We start from the raw sequence: 20,063 nt of genomic DNA, 5'->3' as shown, positions 1-20,063 counted from the left end.
ATGAACGCGCTCGATTTCAGCCAGCTTCTGCCCCTTCTCGCCATTGCGGTTTCCGCCGGGGTCTTTGGCGGCATCCTTGCGGGGCTGCTTGGTGTGGGCGGCGGTATCGTGATCGTGCCCGCGCTTTATCTTGCGCTGTCGACGGCGGGGATGGACCCGGCGATCACCATGCAAGTGGCGGTGGGCACCTCGCTTGCGACAATCGTCTTTACCTCGCTGTCCTCGGGCTATGGTCACTTCAAACGCGGCGCGATTGATATGGACCTTTTGAAACTCTGGGCGCCGTCGCTGCTGATCGGCGTCGTGATCGGCGCGCTTCTGGGGGGCTATGTCTCGGGGCTGATCCTTGTGGGCGTCTTTGCCACCGTGGCCGCACTCGTTGCCCTCGATATGATCTTTCGCAAGACCAAGGACGACCCCACGCCGCGCGGCTTTGCCAAACCGATCTGGGCGATCCTCGGCGTCGTCACCGGCGGGCTGTCTGCGATGATGGGCATCGGGGGCGGCACCATCGGCGTGCCGCTGTTGAACTTTCTGGGCTATGACATCCGCCGCGCCGTGGGCACCTCTGCCGCGATTGGCTTTATCATCGGGCTGCCGGGTGCCGTTGTCTATGCGCTCACCGGCCTTGGGGCCGAGGGGCTGCCGCCCTTCTCGCTCGGCTATGTGAACCTTGCCGCGGCGGCCATCATCATTCCGCTGACCTCCAGCTTTGCCCATGTGGGTGTGAAACTGGCCCATAGCATCCCGCGCCGGGCGCTTCGGTTTGCCTTTGGAATTTTCCTAATGGTAACCTCTCTGCGTATGTTCATTGATTTATTTGAAGCGTTTTCCATCTCATGACACAGACCCCCCAGTCCGCCCCAAGTGAAGATGAATTGGCCGAGCGGCTTCGCGGAGCGATCCGCCAAGGGGACATCCTGAACGACGGGCGGATGCCCCCCGAACGGGCGCTGGCCGAGCATTTCGGCGTGAGCCGGGCGCGGCTGCGGCTGGCACTTGGCCTGTTGCAAAAGGACGGCACGATCTACCGCCGCCACGGCCAAGGCACATTCGCCACGCCGCCGCCCGCGACCAATGCCGACAGTCTGCGCCACCTTGCCCGGCAGGTCACGCCAAGCGACGTGATGGAAGTGCGGCTAGAGGTCGAACCTGCCCTTGCCGCCCTCGCCGCCGATCGCGCCCGCCCGCAGGAGATCGAGCGGTTGGACCAGTTGATGCGCGCCACGCTCAACCTCAGCGACCCGGACGCCTATGAGGCCGCGGATGACATGTTCCACTACAAGATCGCCGAGATGGCGCGGAACCCGTTGTTCCTGACGGTCTACGAATCCATCCGCGCGGTGCGCCGCGAAGTGGCATGGACCTCCCGCCGCCGGACCTATCACGCCCCGGAAACCCTACAGGTTCTGGGCGAGCAGCACATGACCCTGAACGACGCCATCGCCCGGCGCGATACGCTCGGCGCTGCCGCCGCGATGGAGCAGCATTTGCTGACCGTTTCCAAAACCCTGCTGCGCGACCGGGTGCGCAAAATCGAACTCGATCTCTGAAGCCCCCGTTTCGACTGGTTAAACCGCGCCCCGGCCTTCCCCGCTTTGCGGCGGGAGATGTTACAGCTTTGTGACAATTTTGTCCGCCGACGCGCCGGAACAGCTTGCAAACGAAACTGTTCGATGTTCGTATCTGCGCATTATTGTATTTCGCGCCAGATGCGCGGATTCTCAGGGAGGAGAACGCAATGTCTCATAAATACCTATTCGCCGCAGGTCTCACCGCGGCCTTCACACTGACGGGCGGCCTTGCCTTCGCGCAAGAGGATTGCGAGCGCGGCGCCTTGGACAAGATGTTCTGCGACGCCGATGGCGATCTGGTCGCCGATGCGCCGACCGATCCTGATATGCTGAAAGACCCCTCGACGCTGGTTTTCGCCTACACGCCCGTCGAAGACCCGGCGATCTACGAAGACATCTGGACCCCCTTCATTGAGCATCTTGAAGACGTGACCGGCAAGGACGTGCAGTTCTTCGCAGTGCAGTCGAACTCCGCCGAGGTTGAGGCGATGCGCTCGGGCCGCCTGCATATCGCCGGTTTCTCAACCGGTCCGACCCCCTTCGCCGTGAACCTCGCAGGTGTCGAGCCCTTCGCGATCATGGGCGCCGAGGATGGCCAGTTCGGCTACAAGCTGCAAGTCTACACCCAAGCCGACAGCGACATCAAAGAGATGAAGGATCTGGCCGGCAAGCGCATCGCGCATACCTCGCCCACCTCCAACTCCGGCAACCAAGCGCCGCGCGCGCTCTTCCCCGATCTGGGCGTCGTGCCGGACGAAGACTACGAAGTGACCTATTCGGGCAGCCACGACCAGTCCATGCTGGGCGTTGTCGCGGGCGACTATGACGCGGCCCCGGTGGCCTCCGAAGTGGTGGACCGCATGGCCGAGCGCGGTCTTTACGACCCCGAGGACGTGCGCATCGTCTGGGAAAGCGATCCTTTCCCGACAACCTCCTACGGCGTCGCGCATGACCTCGCGCCCGAGCTGAAGGAAAAGATCAAGGAAGCCTTCTTCTCCTTCGATTTCGAAGGCACCGCACTGGGTGAGGAATTCGCGGGCGTGAGCAAGTTCGTCCCGATCACCTACAAGGACCAGTGGGCGGTGATCCGTCAGATCCAGAAGGCGAACGGCGTCGAATACACGCCGCAGGGCCTCGCGGCTGAATAATCGTTCAAAACCGGGGTCGGCCCACAAGCCGGCCCCGCTCTCAAGGTACAATACATGCTGAAAATCTCCGACCTCGTGAAACGCTATGGCAGCGGTGATCCGGTGCTGAAGAACCTCGACCTGACCATCGAGGGCGAAAGCGTCGTTTCGATCATCGGTTCCTCCGGCGCGGGCAAATCGACGCTGCTGCGCTGCATCAACCGACTGGTGGAGCCGACCTCGGGGTCGATCATGCTCAACGGCACCGAACTGACCAACCTGCGCGGCAAAAACCTGCGCGCCGCGCGGCGCAAGATCGGCATGGTGTTTCAGGGCTTTAACCTTGTCGACCGCCTCACGGTGATGGAGAACGTCCAGTCCGGTCGCTTGGGCTACATCTCGACATGGTCCGCCGTGACCCGCCGCTATGCCAAGGCCGACATCCGCCGCGCCTATGAATTGATGGAGCGGGTCGGTATCGCGCAATATGCCAACACCCGCGCCGACCAGCTTTCGGGCGGTGAGCGGCAGCGCGTCGGCGTGGTTCGCGCCCTGATGCAGGACCCCGACATTCTGCTGGCGGACGAGCCGACCGCCTCGCTCGACCCTAAGACCTCCGAACAGATCATGGGCCTGCTGCGTGACCTCGCCGGCGAATTGAAACTGCCGGTGCTGATCAACATCCACAACGTGACCGAGGCCAAGGAATACACCGACCGTATCGTCGGCATGCGCTATGGCCGGATCATTTTCGACGACGAGCCCGCCAAGCTCGACCAAGCGGCGATGGATCAGATCTACGCCGGCAGCCCCCATGCGGACCGCGCGAAAGATGGGGCCGCGGCATGAGCGCGCCACGGGACAGTTGGAAAAAGCCACCCTTCATCGCCAACCCGGTGCTGCGGTGGGCGGTGATCTTGGGCGCGGTGGCCTATTTCGGTTGGGTCGGTCTGACCATGCCGATTGACTGGAACCGCGTCGCCGAAGGGCTGGGGCGCGCCGGGCGCATTTTTGGCGGGGCGTTCCCGCCCAGTTTCGAACGCTCGGGCCTGTTGATCGACGGCTTTCTTGAGAGCCTCAAGATCGCCATCCTCGCCACCGCAGGCGGGGTGCTTTTGTCGATCCCCATCGCCTTTATGTCGGCGCGCAACGTGGCGCCGAAACCGATCTTCTACCTCGGCCGCGCCATCATCATCGTGGCACGCAGCTTTCATCCGGTGATCGTGGCGATCCTCTTCGTCAAGGCCGTGGGCTTCGGCCCCTTCGCAGGCGTGCTGACGCTGATCGTCTATTCCATCGGCTTCGTTGCCAAGATGCTGGCCGAACGGATCGAGGAGATCGACTTCGGTCAGGTCGAAGCCATGCGCGCCGCCGGTGCGCCCTATTTCTCGACCCTGATCTACGCGATCTTTCCCCAGATCATGCCGCGCCAGATCGGTCTCACGATCTACCAGCTCGACAGTAACCTGCGCGCCTCAGCGGTGGTGGGCATCGTCGGCGCGGGCGGCATCGGGGCGACGCTCGCCAATGCCTTTGGCCGCTACGACTATGACTTCGCGCTGGCGATCACCATGGTCATCGTCGGTGTCATCCTTGTCTCCGAAGCCGTCAGCGGCGTGATCAGAAAGCGCATCCAATGACGACGATTGCAGAGAAATTCGGCCGCGACGACTGGACCCGTTTCACCCTGCGCCAACGCCTCACCCGCTACGGCGTGCTTCTGGGCTGCGCCCTCGCCATCGCTTGGGCGCTGACCTCGATCGAGGTCATCTGGGCCTGGGTCTGGGGTGCGCCCGAGCAGATCGGTGACCTTTTTGGCCGCATGTATCCGCCCGACCCCAGCAACCTCGACACGATCCTCAAGGTGCTGTGGGACACGGTGAACATCGCCACTTTCGCCACCACCTTCGCGGTGCTGCTGTCGCTGCCGGTGGCCTATATCGCGGCACAGAACACCACGCCCAACCGGGCCACGCTCTGGCTCGGGCGGCTGATCCTCGTGACCTCGCGGTCGGTGAACACGATCATCTGGGCGCTTCTCTTCGTGGCAATCTTCGGCCCCGGCGTGGTGGCGGGCATTTTGGCGATCATGTTCCGCTCCATCGGCTTCATCGGCAAGCTTCTGGGCGAGGCGATCGAGGAGATCGACCGCCGCCCCGTGGAGGCTCTGGAGGCCACCGGTGCATCACGCTTCAAAGTCATCGCCTATGCCATCGTGCCGCAGGTCATGCCGACCTTCTGGGCCGTGTCGATCCTGCGGTGGGACATCAACCTACGTGAATCCACCGTTCTGGGCCTCGTCGGCGCAGGCGGCATCGGGATCATCCTGCAAGGTGCCATCGACACCTTCAACTGGCCCGAGGTCGCCACGATCCTCATCGCGATCATCGTGTTGGTGATCATCGGTGAGGTGATCTCGGCCTTCCTGCGCCGCCGCATCCTGTGAGTATCGCCATAGACCCCGCGCAGGCGCTGGCCGAATACCAGCGCCTGCGCCCCCGCCTGCCCGACTGCGACAAGCTCGGCCATGGGGTGGAGGCCGCCCGTTTCCTCGATATCGTCGCGCCCTATGAGTTGATCCTGTTCGACGCCTACGGCGTGCTGAACGTCGGCGAAACCGCGATCAAAGGGGCCGCGCAGACCATCGCCGCTCTGCGCGAGATGGGCAAATCGGTCATGGTCGTCAGCAACTCCGCCGCCTATCCCAAGGCGCATATGATGGACCGCTACGCGCGGCTTGGCTTTGATTTCGCAGCAGACGAGGTGGTTACCAGCCGCGAGGCGCTGCTGCACCGCGTCGCGGCAGAACCCGCGCGCCGCTGGGGCGTGATGCTAAACCCCGATAAGGACATGGGAGAGATCGCCGATCTCGGCGCGACCGTTCTGGCGGATGATCCGGCAGTCTATGACGGGGCCGAAGGTTTCCTCCTCGTCGGGGCGGATGGGTGGACAGAGGCGCGGCAGGCCCTGTTGGAGGCCAGTCTGAAACGCCAGCCCCGGCCTGTCTTTGTCGGCAACCCCGATCTCGTCGCCCCGCGTGAGGATGGTCTCTCGCTCGAACCCGGCTGGTTCGCGCATCGTCTGATCGACACGACCGGTGTGGCGGTGCATTTCTGCGGCAAGCCCTTCCCCGATATCTTCGACTTGGCCCTTGCCCGGGCAAAGCCCGTGGATCCGGCGCGCGTGCTGATGGTCGGCGACACGCTGCACACCGACATCCTCGGCGGCGCGCAGGCGGGTTTCGCCACGGCGCTGGTCACCGGCCACGGCTCCCTCTTGGGGTTAGAGGTTGCTGCGGCGATCCAAGGCTCGGGCATCGCGCCCGATCATATCGTCACGGAAATTTAGCGGGGCTTTGCTGTGGATTCATTGTCCACAAAGCGCCCCTCCCCCATTGCCATTCTGAACATCCGCCGCTAGCAGTTTTCGTGACCTTGTTAATAAGATCGCTGGAGGATACAAAATGTTCAAAATCACCAAGCCCACGGCAATTTTCGCCACTTTGGCCGCGCTCACCGGAGGAGCCCTGAGCGCCGAGACCGAAGTCAAGATCGGCTACGCCCTCGCCCCCGACAGCCACTACGGCGTCGCGGCGCAGAAGTGGCAAGAGGTCGTCGAGGCCGAGACCGACGGCAAGTTCAGCTTCCGCCATTTCCCCTCCTCCGGTCTGGGCGGTGAGCGCGAGGTCGTCGAGGGCCTGCAACTGGGCACCGTCGAGGCGACCATCGTCTCTACCGGCACGCTGAGCAACTTCGTCCCCGCCACCGGCGTCACCGACATTCCCTTCCTGTTCCGTAGCCTTGACCACGCGCGCCGCGTGCTCGACGGGCCGATTGGTCAGGACATCTTGGCCGAGTTCGACGGCGCGGGCATGGTTGCCTTGGCTTGGGGTGAGCAGGGTTTCCGCCACATCACCAACAACCGCAACGCCATTGAGACACCCGAAGACATCGCGGGCATGAAGCTGCGCACCATGGAAAACCCGGTGCACCTCGAAGCCTTCAACGCCGCTGGTGCCGCCCCCACCCCGATGGCCTGGCCCGAGGTGATCAGCTCGCTGCAGCAGGGCACCATCGACGGGCAGGAAAACCCGCTGTCGGTGATCGTCTCCGTGAAGCTCGACGAGGTGCAGAAATACCTGACGCTGTCGGGCCACGTCTATTCCCCCGCCATGCTGCTGGTCTCCAAACCCTTCTGGGAAGGTCTGTCGGATGAAGACAAGGCCGCCTTCGAGAAAGGCGCCACCGAAGCCGTCTCCGCCATGCGCGCCTTCGTCGATGACGTGGAGCAAAGCGGCGTCGAGACGCTGAAAGAGCGCGGCATGGAAGTGAACGAACTGAGCGAAGAGCAGAAGGCCGCTTTCCGCGCCTCCATCGAGAGCGCCTACGAGGGCTACTACGAGACCTACGGCAAAGATCTGATCGACCAGATCGCCGCGACCGAGTAAGCGCCGCGACGGAAAGACGGACGGCCGGGAGCAGCGCTTCCGGCCGTTTTGCACGGGAGGGAAACCATGCGCAGATTGGAACAGCTATTCGTCAAGGTGAACGCCGCCGTGGTGATCGCCTGTTTGACGGGGATGGTCTTGGTCGTGGGGGCCAATGTCGCCCTGCGGTTCAGCACCAACCATTCGCTGTCGTGGTCCGATGAATCCGCCCGTTACCTGATGATTTGGATGGCCTTTCTGGGGGCTGGCCTTGCCCTGCGGCAGGGCGGCCATGTGGCCATCACCAATCTGCATGATGTGATGAACACCCGGATGCAGCGCATCCTGCGCGGGATCATCGTTTTGATTTTGCTATTCTTCTTTGCCTTCATGGTCAAAGTCGGCTGGGACTATATGCAGCGCGCGCAGTATCAGATGACCCCCGCGATGCGCCTGTCGTTCCGCTATGTCTATGCCGCCATGCCAGTCGGCTTCACACTGCTGATCGTACATCTGTTGCTGATCGCGCGGCCCTTCATCATGGCGGGCCGCTATCACCAGCCCGAAGGTCAGACCGAGAACATGCCGGGAGCCGCCAATGGCTGACATCCTCTTTATCTCGCTTTTCGTGCTTATGGTGCTGGGGCTGCCCGTCGCCTTTGCCATGGCCATTTCCGTCTTTGCCGCCATCGGTCTGGGCAGTTCCTACCCGCAGATCGTGGTGGTGAAAGAGATGTTCTCGGGCCTCGACAGTTTCCCGCTGCTGGCCGTGCCCTTCTTCATCCTCGCCGCCGAGATCATGACCGGCGGGGCGATCACCCACACGCTTTTGCGCTTTGCCGCACAGTTCGTGGGCCATCTGCGCGGGGGGCTGGGCTATGCCAATGTGATCTCTTCGACCATGTTCGCAGGCATCTCCGGCTCGGCGCTGGCCGATGCGGCAGGCCCCGGCGCGATGATGATCCGCATGATGGAGAAAGGCGGCTATGACCGCTCCTACGCCGGGGCGTTGACGATTTCTTCGGCGGTGGTGGGGCCGATCATCCCGCCCTCGATCGTGATGATCATCTATGCGCTGCAGGATCAGGAAGTCTCGGTCGGGTCGCTGTTCATGGCGGGTGTCATTCCGGGGCTGCTGCTCGCCGGAGGGAGCCTTGCGGCCAACGGTTGGGTCAGTTGGAAACGCGATTACCGCAGCGACGAGGCCCGGCCCGAGCGGGCGCAGATGTGGCGCAACAGCCTAATGGCGCTGCCCGCGCTTGGGCTGATCGTGCTGATCGTTGGCGGTATCCGGGGCGGCATTTTCACCCCGACCGAAGCGTCGGTCATCGCCGTGTTCTATGCGCTGTTTTGCGGGTTCTTCGTTTACCGCGCCCTGCGCCTGCGCGATCTGCCGGGGCTGATTCTTCGCGCGGCACTGATCTCATCCGCGGTGTTGCTGATCCTTGGGGCCGCGCGGGCTTTCGCATGGGTCTTGGTGATCGAAGGCGTGCCGCAGTTTCTGGCCGAGACGATCATCGCGTGGGAGTTGTCGCCGATCCTGTTCCTCTTGGCGGTGAACGTGCTGTTGCTGCTCTTTGGTCTGTTCATGGATCCGCTGCCGGGGGTGATGATCCTCGTGCCGATCCTCGCGCCGATCAGTCACGCGCTCGGCATCGCGCCGGATCATTTCGCCATCGTGGTGATCGTGAACCTGACGCTGGGGCTGACGACGCCACCGGTGGGGAGCCTGATCTTCGTGGTCTCCTCGGCGGTGAACCTTAAGCCCGCCGCGCTGATCCGTGAGATGCCGCCGTTCTTTTTGGCGAATTTCGTCGTGTTGATGTTGCTGACGTTTGTGCCATCTTTGAGCACTTGGCTACCGAGCATCAGCGGCTTCTAACTAGGTTCCGCCCGGCTAAAAGCCGGGCAGCACCACCCCGCGGGCCGGCGCTGCCCTCAGCGTTCAATCACTCCGTCTGAATCCAAACCGCCTTGGTATCCAGATACGCCTGCAGGTGCTCCACGCCGCCTTCCTTTCCGTAGCCCGACATCTTCAGCCCGCCAAAGGGCACCGCCGGGTCGATCGCGTGGTACATGTTCACCCAGACCGATCCGGCCTTCAGCTTCTTCACCGTCCGATGCGCCACCCCGAGATCGCGGGTGAATATCCCCGCCGCCAGCCCGTAGGGCGTGGCATTGGCGCGGGTCACGACCTCCTCCATCGTGTCGAAGGGCAGGACCGAGATCACGGGGCCGAAAATCTCCTCCCGCGCGATGGTCATCTCGTCTTTCACATCGGCAAAGATCACCGGCTCAAGAAAGTTGCCGCCCGCATAGCCCTCCCCCTCGGGCCGACCGCCCCCCGTGACCAGCCGCGCGCCCTCGGCCTTGCCCTTGGCGATATAGCCCTCGACCTTCTCGGTCTGCACGGCGTTGATGAGCGGGCCGAGATCGGTGCCTTCGTCGAGGCCATGCCCGATCTTCAGTCCCCGCGCGAAGGCCGCCAGTTTCTCGATAAACTCATCCTGAATCTCCCGCGCCACGAAAAGCCGCGAGCCCGCGATGCAGATCTGGCCCGAATGCGCATAGACCGCCATCGCCGCCACCGGCACCGCCTTGTCGAGGTCGGCATCCTTGCAGATGATCAGCGGCGACTTGCCCCCAAGCTCCAGCGTGATCCGCTTGAGGTTCTCCACCCCGGCCCGCGCGATGGTCTTGCCGGTGGCGGTGGAGCCGGTGAAAACCACCTTGTTCACGTCCGGATGCTCGGCCAGCCGCGCCCCGGCCTCGCGCCCCGTGCCGGTGACCACATTGACCACGCCGTCGGGCACACCCGCCTCCTGCATCAGCCGCGCGATCATCAAGGGCGTCAGCGGCGCGTCTTCGGAGGGCTTCAACACCACGGTGCAGCCCGTCGCCAGTGCTGGCGCGATCTTCCAGATCGAGGCGGCGGTCGGGGCGTTCCACGGGATGATCGCGCCAACCACGCCGACCGGCTCGCGGGTGGTGAAGGACAGCATCGACTGCGAGATCGAATTCTCGATCACGTCGCCATGCAGCGCCACGGCCTGACCTGCGTAGAAGCGCAGCATCCCGATCACCCGCCGCTTGTTGCCGAGCGTCCGCGCCAGCGACAACCCCATGTCTGCGGTATCGGATACACAGAGCTTCTCCCAATCCCGCTCCATCACATCGGCGATGCGCAACAGCACCTCCTGCCGGTCGTAAGGCGTGAAGGTGGACCAGACGCCTTCGAAGGCCCGGCGCGCGGCATCCACGGCCAGATCGACATCCCGCGCCCCGCCGCGCGGCACTTCCGCCAGCTTGCGGCCAGAGGCGGGATCTTTCACCTCGATCACCGCGCCGGAGTAGGCGGGCACGTCCTGACCATCGATGAACATCGGGCAAAACTGCCCGTGGTAAAGCGTTTCGGCAATCTGGTGGGGGTCGCGGGTCAAAGTCATTTCAGCCTCATTCCATTAATGCGCCATTCCTATCAATCGAATTGTCGGTTTCAAATATACAAAGCCCTGTTTGGGCAAGAAAATCCGGCCCTGCCGCGTTGCACCGTGCTGGGTGGATCGCTAGAACTTTCCCCAAGGGAACCGCGCGCAGGGGTGGCGGTGGCAAGCGAAGGAAAATCCATGAAAATCGGTATGATCGGTGTCGGCCTGATGGGCCACGGAATTGCCCGCAACGTGATGCGGCGCGGGGGTTTCGCGCTTGGCTATTTCGACCACCCCGGCAACCAGCCGACCGATGAGTTGGACGGGCTGGGGGCCACGGCCTTCGACAGTCTGAGCGATCTGGCCGCCGCCTCCGATGTGATCATCCTCTGCGTCACCGGCTCGCCGCAGGTCGAAGGGATCCTGACCGTAGAGGGCGGCGTCATCGCGGGGCTGAAGCCGGGTGCTGTGGTCGTCGATTGCTCAACCTCCCTGCCCGCGTCGACGTTGAAGATGGCCGAGGCGGTGAAGGCGGCGGGGGGCGATTTCGTCGATGCGCCGATGACCCGCACGGCGCAGTTTGCCCATGAGGGCAAGCTGAACCTACTCGTCGGCGGTGACGCGGCCACGGTCGAAAAGGTCTCTCCGGTGCTCGCGGCCTTTACCGAAGAGGTCAAACATGTGGGCGCGGTCAGCGCGGGCCATCGGCTGAAGCTGCTGCACAACTATGTCTCGGTCGGCTTCATGTCTCTGCTGGCCGAGGCGGCTGCGCAATCGGCAGATGCGGGGATCGATCCGCAGAGCTTCGTGGATGTCTTGGCGGGCGGCGGCGGTGCCAGTGTCGCGCTTGATCGGCTGTCGCCCTTCATCACCAGCGGCGACCGCGAGGCGCTGCCCTTCGCGATCAGCAACGCGCTGAAGGACTTCGACTATTACCGCCAGATGTCCGCCCAAGCGGGCGCGCAGGTCGAGATTGCCGATGGGGTCTATCGCGCCCTTTCCCAAGTCGTCGAAAAGGGCGAGGGCGACGCCTATGTCCCTGAATTGGTGCAGCATTTCCGAAAGGGTTAAGCCCGAGGGGTCAGAGCGTCAGCGTCCCGATACTCGACCCGCCGCAGACGAAAAGCGTCTGGCCAGTGACGAAACTACTGGCCGGGTCGCAGAAGAAGAGGAAGGCGTTGGTCACGTCCTCCACCTGTCCTAACCGCCCCACGGGGATGCGCTTGGCCAGCGCCGCTTCGCGTTCGCTTTCTTTCGGGATGATGCCCCAGAAGTTATCCGTCTGCACCGGGCCGGGGGCCACGACATTGACGGTGATGCCATGCGGCGCAAGCTCCAGCGCCCAAGTGCGCGCCATGCCGATCATCCCCGCTTTCGAGGCTGAATAGGCCGTGCGCGTCGGGGCGCCTAAGGCGGCGCGGGAGGCGTTGAACATCACCCGGCCAAAGCCGCGTTCCTTCATCGCGGGCAGGAAGGCTTGCAGCAGCGTCAGGGCCGAACCGAGGTGCAGTTGCGCAAGGCCGGTGATGTCTTCGGGTTTCGCCTCTTCGATCAGATTGGGCCAGATCATCCCGGCGTTATGCACCAGATGGGTCACCTCATGGCGTGCGGCGATATCCGTAGCAACGGCGGCGACGGAGGCGGGGTCGAGCAGGTCGGCTTCGATATGCTCGCAGCCCTCCGCCTCCCATTCCGGCATTCCCCGCGCGATCGAGATCACGCGATAGCCGCGTTCCAGCAACCGCTGCGCCAGATCGGCGCCGATGCCCTTGCTGCCCCCGGTGATGACGGCGGTGTATTCGGTCATTGTCTCTCTCCCGGTATCAGCGCCAGCACCCGCAAGGGGCTGCCCGTGCCGCCTTTGATCTTGAGCGGCGGTGCGATCAGCATGGCCCCGGTGGGCGGCAGTTGGTCGAGGTTGCACAGGCATTGCATCCCATATTTCCCCGCCCCATGCAGCAGGTAATGCGCCGGGAAGGGCGGGTCATAATGCATCCCCTGCCCCGCGTCGGTGCCGACCGTTTCCGTGCCAAAGCCGCGAATGCCGCGCTCTAGCAGCAGTTCGATGGCGGCGGGTGTGGGGCCGGGCGAATGGGCGCCATCCTCGCGCATGTTGAGGTAATCCGCGCCGCTGCGTTTCGACCAATCGGTGCGCATCAACACCCAAGCATTAGCGGGGATCGTCCCGTGCTGGGCCTCCCAATCGCGGATGATCTCGGGCGTCAGCTCGAAGTCGTCGTTCTGCGCCGCCCCTTCGGAGCAGTCGATCACCACGACCGGGCCGATGAAGGCTTCGGGCGGGATTTCATCCACCGCACCATGGGCCACGTCCTTGCCCGACACCCAGTGAATGGGCGCGTCGAAATGGGTGCCGGTGTGTTCGTTCAGCGTGAGGTTGTGCCACTTCCACGCCGGGCCACGGTGATCATAGGCCGAGACCTCCTCCATCCGGAACCGCGCGCATTGGCCGAACTCTGGCGGCAGGACGATGACGGGAAAGTCCGGGTCGAGCCTGTGGGTCAGGTCGACGACCTTTGCCGCACCGCTTGACAGTGCTTCGGCCAGTGTCGTGATTGCGTCGCTCATGCGCCGCCCCCCCGCGTTTCGCGTTCCATCAAGGCCGGATCGTCCAGCCAGCGGGCCAGCGCGTCCTTAGCCACGTCACCGCAGGCGACCTCTTCCAACCCGTCGACCAGCCCGCGCACCACTGTCCGCGCCAGCGCGCGGGGGGCGACTTTGGGCGGCGGCAGAGGTTGGTGCCATTCGTCATCAACCGGGCCGGTGTAGACATTCATCACCCGCAGCCCCGATCCGGCAAACTCTGCCCGCATCGTCTGGCTGAGCGACCGCGCCGCCGCTTGTGAGGCATCAAAGCCACCGAACCCAGCCTCGGGCGCCAAGGCCCCGACCGACAGGAGATTGACCCAAGCCACCGCGGCATTGACCCCATCCGCCGTGCGCGAGGCCATCGCGGGGCCAAAGCCCTGCGCCAAGCGCATCAGGCCCAGCACATTGGTTTCCATCCCCTCGCGGGCAAAGACCGTGTCATTGCCCAACACCCCGCCGGGGCGGATGAATTGGGCGGTGTTGATCAGGATGTCGACCTTTCCACCGATCTCTGCGGCGAGGCGCGAGACCGAGGCCCCATCGGTGACATCGAGCGGCATGAGGCTGACGCTCTCCATCCCCTCGAAGGCCGCGCGGCCTTCCCACCGGCGCCAATGTTCCGGCTCGCCCAGGAATATCTCCGCCGCACCTGCGCTCAAAAGCGCCTGGGCCAGTGGCAGGGCCAAGGGGGAGCGGGCATCGGTGATCAACACCCGCCGGTGTTTCGGATCGCTCGACATTTCGCGCAGCATCGGATCGTCTTGCATCAATTCGCTTCCCTCTCGCGGCAGGGCCACCATGACCCCCTGCCCTGCCCGGTCCAGTTTCAACGCCAGCCGCACCGCATCACCGCGCCCGACGTCGCCGTGCAGATGGCATACCGCCACCGGCCCTGCGGCCAGTTGCACCGTGCCGATGCGCCAGGGTAGCCGCTCACGAAAATACGGGTCGGGCGAGACGCGGATCGTGGTTTCGGCCAAGACCTCGCCCGCGCGGTCCGTCTCGCGCCAGTCCAGCGCGACGGACAGGCATTTGCAGCAGGCATCGCGCGGGGGGTATTGCACCGCCCCGCAATCGGCGCAGTGTTGCAAAGCGAAGGTGCCGCGCCCGGCGGCGATGGCGAGGCCGAGGGCCGCGCGCGACCGCTGCGCGGGCGGCAGCGTCGGCACCCTGCTGCGCTTTTGCGGGTTCTTCTTTCGGGGCGGCGTCAATGGGTCGGTCATGGCGCGCCCCCCTCAATGATCGCCGCCGCCGAACAGACGCCCCGGTCATAGTTGATCATACCAAAGCCCGAGACCAAGGCCCGCCGGGCGTTGGCCACCTGTGTGCCCTCGGCCTGCCCGGTCACCTGCCGGATCGCCTCGACCAGCCCCAGATAGCCGCCCGCGGCCCCGGCTTGGCCGACCGACAATTGCCCGCCCGAGGTGTTGTGGGGGAAATCGCCGTGGATCGTCAGATCTCGCCGCCGGACAAAGGCGGCCCCCTCCCCCTTGGCGCAGAACCCGAGGTCTTCGAACTGCATCATCGAGATCACTGGGTAGTCGTCATAGGTTTGCAGCAGATCGATCCCCTCAGGCCCATGGCCCGCCATCTCGTAGAGCTCACCGATATCCACGCCCCAGCCGCCGCGCAGTTGCATCGGGTCTTCGGGGTAAGCGTTGTGCCGCTCAATGGTGCCGCTGATCCGCGCGAAGGGCAGGTCGCGGCGCAGGGCCTCATCCTCCCGCATGACCAAAAACGCCTCGGCCCCGGCGCAAGGCATGACGCAGTCGAACAACGCGATGGGGTCTGAGATCATGCGCGCATTCAGATATTGGTCAAGCGTCAGCGGGGTTTTCATCAGCGCATCGGGATAGCAGAGCGCATTGGCCCGTTGCGTCACGGCGATCTGGCCAAAGTCCTCTCGCGTGGCGCCGTATTCCTGCATGTAGCGGTCCATCAGCAGCGCGAAACTGGCGTTGGGGCCGCCGAACCCATAAGGGAAGGTGGCATCCATCGAAAAGCGCGAGAAGCCGCTGAGCAGGCTGCGAAAGCTGTCGATCCGGTTCGCGTCCCCCGCCACGCAGGCCACCACGTCGACATCGCCCGCCTGCACCGCCCGCGCCGCGCGGCGCAGCGCGATGACCCCGCTGGCCCCGCCCGTCGGCACGGTATCAAGCCACCGCGGGCTGAGCCCCAAATGCTGGATCAGCCCGACCGGCGTGTCCGGCGCGAGCGAGAAGCTGGAGACCGAGAACCCGTCCAACGCCCCCGGCGCGATCCCGGCCTTGCCCAGCATCGCGCGCAGCGCGCGGGCGATCCACCAATGGGCGGTCTCATTGCTATAGCGGGCATAGGGCACCGAGGTGGGCGCCGCGAGGACGACGCCGTCATAGCCCCTGCGCCTCATGCCGCCGTCCGCTTCTTTTGCCTGCGCAGGTCTTGCGTGGCGGGATCGTCCAGCAGGTCGGCGGCCAGCGTTTTCAGCACCCCGCGTTGCAGTTTCTGCGTCGCCGTCAGCGGCAGCGCCTCGACAAAGGCGATGAAGCCGGGGGCTTTGTAATAGGCAAGCTGGGTCAGGCACCATTCGGTGATTTCACGGGCCAAGACGGCAGGGTCAGCACCGGCGTCCTTCGGCACGATACAGGCGAAAACCTCATCCCCCCGCACCGCGTCCGGCACGGCGGCGACGGCGGCGCTGGCCACGGCGGGGTGGCGCATCAGGGTCGATTCCACCTCGACCGCCGCGATGTTCTCGCCCGAGCGGCGGATCACGTTTTTTTTGCGGTCGACGAAATACATCGCGCCATCCGGCGCGCGGCTCACGATGTCGCCGGTGTGGAACCAACCGCCCGCCCAAGCCTCATCCGTGGCTTCGGTATTTTTGAAGTAGCCCGCAAAGAACCCACGCCGCGGGTCGGCACCGGCGCGGCGCACCAGCAATTCGCCCTGATCGGCCTCTTCCCCGGCATCGTTGAGCAGCCGGACCTCCAGCCCCCCTTCGGGCGCGCCGAGGCAGCTTTCGCCCACGCGGCGCGGTTCGCGGTTGGCGCAGATCACCGCGCCCGCGCCGGTTTCGGTCATGGCCCAAGCCTCAACCAATGGAAAACCGAAACGCGCCTCGAAGGCGGCGTGCAATTTCGGGTCCACCCCCGCGCCGAAGCCAAAGCGCACGGCATGGTCGCGGTCGGCTTCGCTTGCTTCGGCCCCCATCAGCATGGATGGCATGACGCCTAGATAGTGCAGACAGGTCGCGCCCGAGGCCCGGACCGAGGCCCACCAACTGCGGGGGTGGAAGCGGTCAAGCGCGGTCAGGCAGCCGCCCACGGCGATCATCGCCATGAAGGAATAGGCCATCGCGTTCATGTGAAAGATCGGCAGCGGCGTGATCATCCGCTCTCCGTCTTGCGAGAGGGCGCAAAGCCCGCCGGTGTCGGCGTACCAGCGTCCGGCATCTAGGAAATAGGTGTTGGTCAGAATGCAGCCTTTGGGCTGGCCGGTGGTGCCCGAGGTGTAGAGCAATGCGGCCTCGGCCTCCTCTCCCCCGCCTCGCCGTGCCGTGATGGTCTCAAGCGTTGCGGGTGCGGGCAAGGAATCCTCCGGCGCGATCACCGGCATGTCGTGCCCCGCTTGCCGTGCCGCGGCGCGCAGGTCGTCGCCGCGCGCAGGGATCGCCACGGCCAAGACCGGTTCGGCATGGTCGATCATATAGCTCAGCTCAGCCGCACGCAGATCGGGGTTCACCGGCACGACCGACAGGCCCAGACCGTTCAGCGCCAGCCACCAAAGGAAGAAGGCCGGGCGGTTCTCCATCAGCAGCATGACGCGCTGCCCGGGCAGATAACCCGCAGCCGAAATGCGCTTGCGCAGGGTTGCAACCTCTCGCGCGGCTTCGGCATAACTCACCTCCCCCGCCGCGATGCCGTAGATGCCCGCTGTTTCCGGCAGGACATTCAGGAAACCCCGTTCGGGGTGCCGCGCGGCGGTGTCTTCAAAGGCCGCGAAGACCGTCTCAGTCTCTGCCCCGATCATGGCAGCAACTGGATGTTGCGGAAAGCCGCGTCGCAATTCACGATATCGACCCGTTTGTTAGCAATGCGCAGACGCCCCTCGACCAGCGCCAGCTCATGCCGCGCGGTGACGGCGAGCAACTGCTGCTCGTCCAGCCGCGTCTCGACGTAGTGCATGAAGGTGGTCGTGACGAAACGCCTTGCCTCCGCGTCCATCTCATCCACGAAAGGCCGTTGGATCACATGGTGGCAGCGGCTCTTGGGCTTTTGGCTGAAGGTGCGCGCGCCGTTCAGACGTTCGACGCGCAGCTTGAGCATGAACATATCCTCATACATCAACGAGGTCTCGTTGATCGGGTCTTTCTGTTGATAGTCCAATGGCATCCAATAGTGCCCGTCCGGCAGCCAGAGGTCGAGCCATTCGGTATAGCGCCCCTCGTCCAGCATGCGCACTTCGTCATAGATGAAGTCGATCAGGCTTTCGCGCGTCACAGTCATTCCGCCGCCTCCGTCTTTTGGCCCATGTTCATGAACTTGACCCATGCGTGGAATTGGTTGCGCATCTGGCGTTCGGTGGTGCCGTTCTCGACCGCTTCGACATCGAAGTCTTCGTCTTCTTCGATCAGGCGCTGGATGTTCACCCATTCCAGCCCGTCGACCATCAGCCCTTCCTGCGCGCGCTCGTACATCTCCAGATCGTCATGGCCGACGATGGAGGTGGGCGCGTTGATCATACGGTTGTACATCGCGGTGCGGGCGGTCAGCTCATCGGGCGCGTCGACAAGGCGGTAGATGTAGCTTTCCACCACGGTCCGGTCCGCGGCGATGGGGATGAAAACCCGCAATTGCTGGATCGGCCCCTTGATCATGATGTTGGGGAAATAGACCGTGTTGTGGCGGTTCTCATCGAGGATCGCCTTGGCCTTCTCCTCTCCATAGCTGTCGCAGAGCGCTTCGAAATACCCGGGGATGGCGGAATAATCCGAGTGGATAGAGTGGTTTACGCCGGTGTGCCCATGCCCGTTGGGCCATGTGCGGATGCCCATGCCTTCGAAGAAATCGTAAGGCGACATGAAGGGGGCGATGATCTCCATCGCGGGGGGTTTGGGCGCGTCCTCGGGCAGGCCCAGTTCTTCGTAGAGCTTCACCGCCGTCCCGGCGGAGCTTTCATGCGCCACCATCGGGTGGCAGGTGTCGGTCTGGTTTTCGACCAGCATCTTCCAGTTGCAATGATGCATGTAGCGCAGCGGCGGGCCGACCACTTCGAGCCGTCCGGCGGGGGAGCGGTCAACCATATTGTCGAGCGAGGACAGGCTTTCGCCAAAGAACTCTTCGAAACTCATGCCCTCGTCGGCCAGCCGGGCAAAGATGAAGCCGCGGTAGTTTTTCACATCGCCGACGCTGCGCATCCCCTTGCCGCTGTCGGTCTCTTCCAGCCCGGTGTTCTGGTAGCCCTTCTTGAGCGGGATCGCCAAGAGGCAGCCATCGGTCTTGAAGCTCCATGCGTGATAGGGACAGCGGAAGAACTTGCCGGTATTGCCCTGCCGGTCGATCACGATCTTGGTGCCTTTGTGAGGGCAGCGGTTCAGCAGAACATGGATGTCGCCCGTCGAATGGCGCACCTGAATGACGGGCTGGGTGCCGATATGGGTGCTGAAATAATCGCCCTTGTTCGGGGTCTGGCTTTCATGGCCGACAAAGACCCAAGCATTGGCGAAGAGATGCTTCATCTCCTGCTGGAACACCTCTGGGTCAGTGTAGATATCGCGGTGCACCTGATGTGGCTGCACGAGGGCGGCCAAGGCCGCCGGGCTGTCGTAACGTCCCATGAGTTCCTCCCTCAGATGTCGAGCACAAGGCGCGGAGATTTCGCGCGGCTGACGCAGATTTGCATGACATTGCCCGCCGCGCGCTCGGCCTCGGACAGGACCACGTCGCGGTGATCGGGGGTGCCGCTGAGCACATCGCATTGGCAGATGCCGCAGTCGCCGCGCTGGCAGTCGTACATGACGTCGACGCCGCCCGCCTCCAACACATCGATGATCGATTGGCCGGGGGGGATGGTGAAGACCTCACCGCTTGAGGCGACTTCAACCTCGAAAGCACTGTCGCCCTCTTGCTCCTGCGGCGCGTCGAAGAGTTCGAAATGGATGCGCTCAGCGGCGATGCCCGCGGCTTCGGCTTTCGCCTTGGTCGCGTCGATCAACCCTTTGGGGCCGCAGACATAGAGATGCGCATGGGCTCCGAGGCTGTCGATCACCGCGCCGAGGTCCAGCGCCGTGGCGTCATCATCGCAATGCAGATGCAGCGCATCGCCGAAACTGTCGCGTAGGGCATCGCGGTAGGCCATGACGGGCGCGCTGCGGCCCGTATAGTGAAAGGTGAAGTCCTGCCCCGCGGCCTTGAGCGTCGCCGCCATCGAGATCATCGGCGTGATGCCAATCCCCCCCGCCAGCAGCACGGCGGGCGCATCCGGGGACAAGGGGAAATCGTTCTTTGGCGCGGCGCAGGTGATCTCTGCCCCCGGCTTCAGCCCGTGCATATGGGTCGAGCCGCCCTTGCCCTCGGGTTCACGCTGGACAGCGATGCGGTAACTTTCGGGGGCCTCGGGGATCGGATCGAAGGTGATCAGGGAATAGGCGCGGCTGTCGCCATCGGGCAGATCGAAAAGCACATGCGCCCCGGCGTCCCAATGCGGCAACGGGCTGCCGTCGGCGGCTGCAATCTCGAACTCGCTGATACGGTCGGTCAGCGCTGTGACCCTGCGCACGATGGCGTTGATCTTCGACATGTGATGTCCTCCCCTGCCAAACAATATGATTTTTCATATAGTTTCGGTCAAGGGTTTTCTTGCCAAGCGCGAATTTGCCCGCCATTTAGAGAGGCCGAGGCGCAAGGAGCCCTCTTTCCAT

Annotated in this window: 20 protein-coding genes; 11 read left to right on the top strand and 9 right to left on the bottom strand. The window is 64.1% G+C overall.

Annotation, left to right across the window (positions count from 1 at the left end; translation table 11 throughout):
* The 10 genes from ACGYK9_RS14985 to ACGYK9_RS14940 all read left to right on the top strand — a co-directional run bounded on the left by ACGYK9_RS14985 (position 1) and on the right by ACGYK9_RS14940 (position 9,009).
* Positions 1–843 carry a sulfite exporter TauE/SafE family protein gene (locus tag ACGYK9_RS14985; RefSeq protein WP_394411668.1) on the top strand — a complete coding sequence of 281 codons (843 nt, stop codon included), beginning with the start codon at positions 1–3 and terminating at the stop codon, positions 841–843.
* The gene (locus ACGYK9_RS14980) at positions 840–1,553 is read left to right on the top strand and encodes a FadR/GntR family transcriptional regulator (RefSeq protein ID WP_394411671.1); all 714 of its coding nucleotides are present in this window, start codon (positions 840–842) and stop codon (positions 1,551–1,553) included. The genes ACGYK9_RS14985 and ACGYK9_RS14980 overlap by 4 nt, the downstream gene beginning before the upstream one ends.
* A gap of 188 nt (positions 1,554–1,741) precedes the next feature.
* Positions 1,742–2,722: a phosphate/phosphite/phosphonate ABC transporter substrate-binding protein gene (gene phnD, locus ACGYK9_RS14975; protein WP_394411674.1), complete on the top strand. Its 981-nt coding sequence runs from the start codon at positions 1,742–1,744 to the stop codon at positions 2,720–2,722.
* A 54-nt stretch (positions 2,723–2,776) separates the two neighbouring features.
* Positions 2,777–3,550 carry a phosphonate ABC transporter ATP-binding protein gene (gene phnC / locus ACGYK9_RS14970; RefSeq protein WP_271690256.1) on the top strand — a complete coding sequence of 258 codons (774 nt, stop codon included), beginning with the start codon at positions 2,777–2,779 and terminating at the stop codon, positions 3,548–3,550.
* Positions 3,547–4,341, top strand: a complete 795-nt coding sequence (gene phnE, locus ACGYK9_RS14965) for a phosphonate ABC transporter, permease protein PhnE (RefSeq protein ID WP_322329752.1) — start codon at positions 3,547–3,549, stop codon at positions 4,339–4,341. Before phnC ends, phnE (ACGYK9_RS14965) begins: the two co-directional genes overlap by 4 nt.
* Complete coding sequence (gene phnE, locus ACGYK9_RS14960; protein ID WP_067266492.1) at positions 4,338–5,147, top strand: phosphonate ABC transporter, permease protein PhnE; 810 nt, start codon at positions 4,338–4,340, stop codon at positions 5,145–5,147. Before phnE (ACGYK9_RS14965) ends, phnE (ACGYK9_RS14960) begins: the two co-directional genes overlap by 4 nt.
* On the top strand, positions 5,144–6,049 hold the full coding sequence (locus ACGYK9_RS14955) for an HAD-IIA family hydrolase (RefSeq protein WP_394411678.1): 906 nt from the start codon (positions 5,144–5,146) through the stop codon (positions 6,047–6,049). Before phnE (ACGYK9_RS14960) ends, ACGYK9_RS14955 begins: the two co-directional genes overlap by 4 nt.
* Positions 6,050–6,164: 115 nt before the next feature.
* Entirely contained in the window at positions 6,165–7,148 is a 984-nt protein-coding gene (locus ACGYK9_RS14950; protein ID WP_394411681.1) for a TRAP transporter substrate-binding protein, read from the top strand.
* Positions 7,149–7,214: 66 nt separating this feature from the next.
* The gene (locus tag ACGYK9_RS14945; protein ID WP_394411684.1) at positions 7,215–7,733 is read left to right on the top strand and encodes a TRAP transporter small permease; all 519 of its coding nucleotides are present in this window, start codon (positions 7,215–7,217) and stop codon (positions 7,731–7,733) included.
* A complete protein-coding gene (locus ACGYK9_RS14940) occupies positions 7,726–9,009 on the top strand; it encodes a TRAP transporter large permease (RefSeq protein ID WP_394411687.1) in 1,284 nt (427 codons plus the stop codon). Before ACGYK9_RS14945 ends, ACGYK9_RS14940 begins: the two co-directional genes overlap by 8 nt.
* Before the next feature lie 67 nt (positions 9,010–9,076).
* Here ACGYK9_RS14940 and ACGYK9_RS14935 read toward each other — a convergent pair whose 3' ends face one another.
* Positions 9,077–10,573 carry an aldehyde dehydrogenase family protein gene (locus tag ACGYK9_RS14935; protein ID WP_394411690.1) on the bottom strand — a complete coding sequence of 499 codons (1,497 nt, stop codon included), beginning with the start codon at positions 10,571–10,573 and terminating at the stop codon, positions 9,077–9,079.
* Between the two features lie 180 nt (positions 10,574–10,753).
* Here ACGYK9_RS14935 and ACGYK9_RS14930 point away from each other — a divergent pair, with 180 nt between their 5' ends.
* Complete coding sequence (locus ACGYK9_RS14930) at positions 10,754–11,626, top strand: NAD(P)-dependent oxidoreductase (RefSeq protein ID WP_394411693.1); 873 nt, start codon at positions 10,754–10,756, stop codon at positions 11,624–11,626.
* Between the two features lie 10 nt (positions 11,627–11,636).
* On the opposite strand, the gene ACGYK9_RS14925 is transcribed toward ACGYK9_RS14930, so the two are convergent.
* The 8 genes from ACGYK9_RS14925 to ACGYK9_RS14890 are packed head-to-tail and all read right to left on the bottom strand — an operon-like array spanning position 11,637 to position 19,942.
* Positions 11,637–12,362, bottom strand: a complete 726-nt coding sequence (locus ACGYK9_RS14925; RefSeq protein ID WP_394411695.1) for an SDR family NAD(P)-dependent oxidoreductase — start codon at positions 12,360–12,362, stop codon at positions 11,637–11,639.
* Complete coding sequence (locus ACGYK9_RS14920) at positions 12,359–13,141, bottom strand: cyclase family protein (RefSeq protein WP_394411698.1); 783 nt, start codon at positions 13,139–13,141, stop codon at positions 12,359–12,361. Before ACGYK9_RS14920 ends, ACGYK9_RS14925 begins: the two co-directional genes overlap by 4 nt.
* Positions 13,138–14,385 (bottom strand): SDR family NAD(P)-dependent oxidoreductase, encoded by a 1,248-nt coding sequence (locus tag ACGYK9_RS14915; protein WP_394411701.1) that lies wholly within the window; start codon positions 14,383–14,385, stop codon positions 13,138–13,140. Before ACGYK9_RS14915 ends, ACGYK9_RS14920 begins: the two co-directional genes overlap by 4 nt.
* Positions 14,382–15,551, bottom strand: coding sequence for a thiolase family protein (locus ACGYK9_RS14910; RefSeq protein ID WP_394411704.1), 1,170 nt, complete (start codon positions 15,549–15,551; stop codon positions 14,382–14,384). The genes ACGYK9_RS14915 and ACGYK9_RS14910 overlap by 4 nt, the downstream gene beginning before the upstream one ends.
* Positions 15,548–17,173, bottom strand: coding sequence for an AMP-binding protein (locus ACGYK9_RS14905; protein ID WP_394411707.1), 1,626 nt, complete (start codon positions 17,171–17,173; stop codon positions 15,548–15,550). The genes ACGYK9_RS14910 and ACGYK9_RS14905 overlap by 4 nt, the downstream gene beginning before the upstream one ends.
* A complete protein-coding gene (locus ACGYK9_RS14900) occupies positions 17,170–17,649 on the bottom strand; it encodes an aromatic-ring-hydroxylating dioxygenase subunit beta (RefSeq protein WP_394411710.1) in 480 nt (159 codons plus the stop codon). The genes ACGYK9_RS14905 and ACGYK9_RS14900 overlap by 4 nt, the downstream gene beginning before the upstream one ends.
* Complete coding sequence (locus ACGYK9_RS14895) at positions 17,646–18,980, bottom strand: Rieske 2Fe-2S domain-containing protein (RefSeq protein ID WP_394411713.1); 1,335 nt, start codon at positions 18,978–18,980, stop codon at positions 17,646–17,648. Before ACGYK9_RS14895 ends, ACGYK9_RS14900 begins: the two co-directional genes overlap by 4 nt.
* 11 nt (positions 18,981–18,991) lie before the next feature.
* Positions 18,992–19,942, bottom strand: coding sequence for a PDR/VanB family oxidoreductase (locus ACGYK9_RS14890; protein WP_394411716.1), 951 nt, complete (start codon positions 19,940–19,942; stop codon positions 18,992–18,994).
* Positions 19,943–20,063 lie beyond the last annotated feature (121 nt).

The sequence above is a fragment of the Sulfitobacter sp. 1A15258 genome, assembly GCF_043557045.1.
Classification (GTDB): domain Bacteria; phylum Pseudomonadota; class Alphaproteobacteria; order Rhodobacterales; family Rhodobacteraceae; genus Sulfitobacter; species Sulfitobacter faviae.
The sequence above is the reverse complement of the archived record's forward strand: the minus strand, read 5'-3'. Positions and strand labels throughout refer to the sequence as shown.

Excerpts from the sequence above, each read along its gene's own strand:
- ACGYK9_RS14985 (WP_394411668.1), top strand. The coding sequence starts at position 1 with ATGAACGCGCTCGATTTCAGCCAGCTTCTGCCCCTTCTCGCCATTGCG.
- ACGYK9_RS14980 (WP_394411671.1), top strand. The coding sequence starts at position 840 with ATGACACAGACCCCCCAGTCCGCCCCAAGTGAAGATGAATTGGCCGAG.
- phnD (WP_394411674.1), top strand. The coding sequence starts at position 1,742 with ATGTCTCATAAATACCTATTCGCCGCAGGTCTCACCGCGGCCTTCACA.
- phnC (WP_271690256.1), top strand. The coding sequence starts at position 2,777 with ATGCTGAAAATCTCCGACCTCGTGAAACGCTATGGCAGCGGTGATCCG.
- phnE (WP_322329752.1), top strand. The coding sequence starts at position 3,547 with ATGAGCGCGCCACGGGACAGTTGGAAAAAGCCACCCTTCATCGCCAAC.
- phnE (WP_067266492.1), top strand. The coding sequence starts at position 4,338 with ATGACGACGATTGCAGAGAAATTCGGCCGCGACGACTGGACCCGTTTC.
- ACGYK9_RS14950 (WP_394411681.1), top strand. The coding sequence starts at position 6,165 with ATGTTCAAAATCACCAAGCCCACGGCAATTTTCGCCACTTTGGCCGCG.
- ACGYK9_RS14945 (WP_394411684.1), top strand. The coding sequence starts at position 7,215 with ATGCGCAGATTGGAACAGCTATTCGTCAAGGTGAACGCCGCCGTGGTG.
- ACGYK9_RS14940 (WP_394411687.1), top strand. The coding sequence starts at position 7,726 with ATGGCTGACATCCTCTTTATCTCGCTTTTCGTGCTTATGGTGCTGGGG.
- ACGYK9_RS14935 (WP_394411690.1), bottom strand. The coding sequence starts at position 10,573 with ATGACTTTGACCCGCGACCCCCACCAGATTGCCGAAACGCTTTACCAC.
- ACGYK9_RS14930 (WP_394411693.1), top strand. The coding sequence starts at position 10,754 with ATGAAAATCGGTATGATCGGTGTCGGCCTGATGGGCCACGGAATTGCC.
- ACGYK9_RS14925 (WP_394411695.1), bottom strand. The coding sequence starts at position 12,362 with ATGACCGAATACACCGCCGTCATCACCGGGGGCAGCAAGGGCATCGGC.
- ACGYK9_RS14920 (WP_394411698.1), bottom strand. The coding sequence starts at position 13,141 with ATGAGCGACGCAATCACGACACTGGCCGAAGCACTGTCAAGCGGTGCG.
- ACGYK9_RS14915 (WP_394411701.1), bottom strand. The coding sequence starts at position 14,385 with ATGACCGACCCATTGACGCCGCCCCGAAAGAAGAACCCGCAAAAGCGC.
- ACGYK9_RS14910 (WP_394411704.1), bottom strand. The coding sequence starts at position 15,551 with ATGAGGCGCAGGGGCTATGACGGCGTCGTCCTCGCGGCGCCCACCTCG.
- ACGYK9_RS14905 (WP_394411707.1), bottom strand. The coding sequence starts at position 17,173 with ATGATCGGGGCAGAGACTGAGACGGTCTTCGCGGCCTTTGAAGACACC.
- ACGYK9_RS14900 (WP_394411710.1), bottom strand. The coding sequence starts at position 17,649 with ATGACTGTGACGCGCGAAAGCCTGATCGACTTCATCTATGACGAAGTG.
- ACGYK9_RS14895 (WP_394411713.1), bottom strand. The coding sequence starts at position 18,980 with ATGGGACGTTACGACAGCCCGGCGGCCTTGGCCGCCCTCGTGCAGCCA.
- ACGYK9_RS14890 (WP_394411716.1), bottom strand. The coding sequence starts at position 19,942 with ATGTCGAAGATCAACGCCATCGTGCGCAGGGTCACAGCGCTGACCGAC.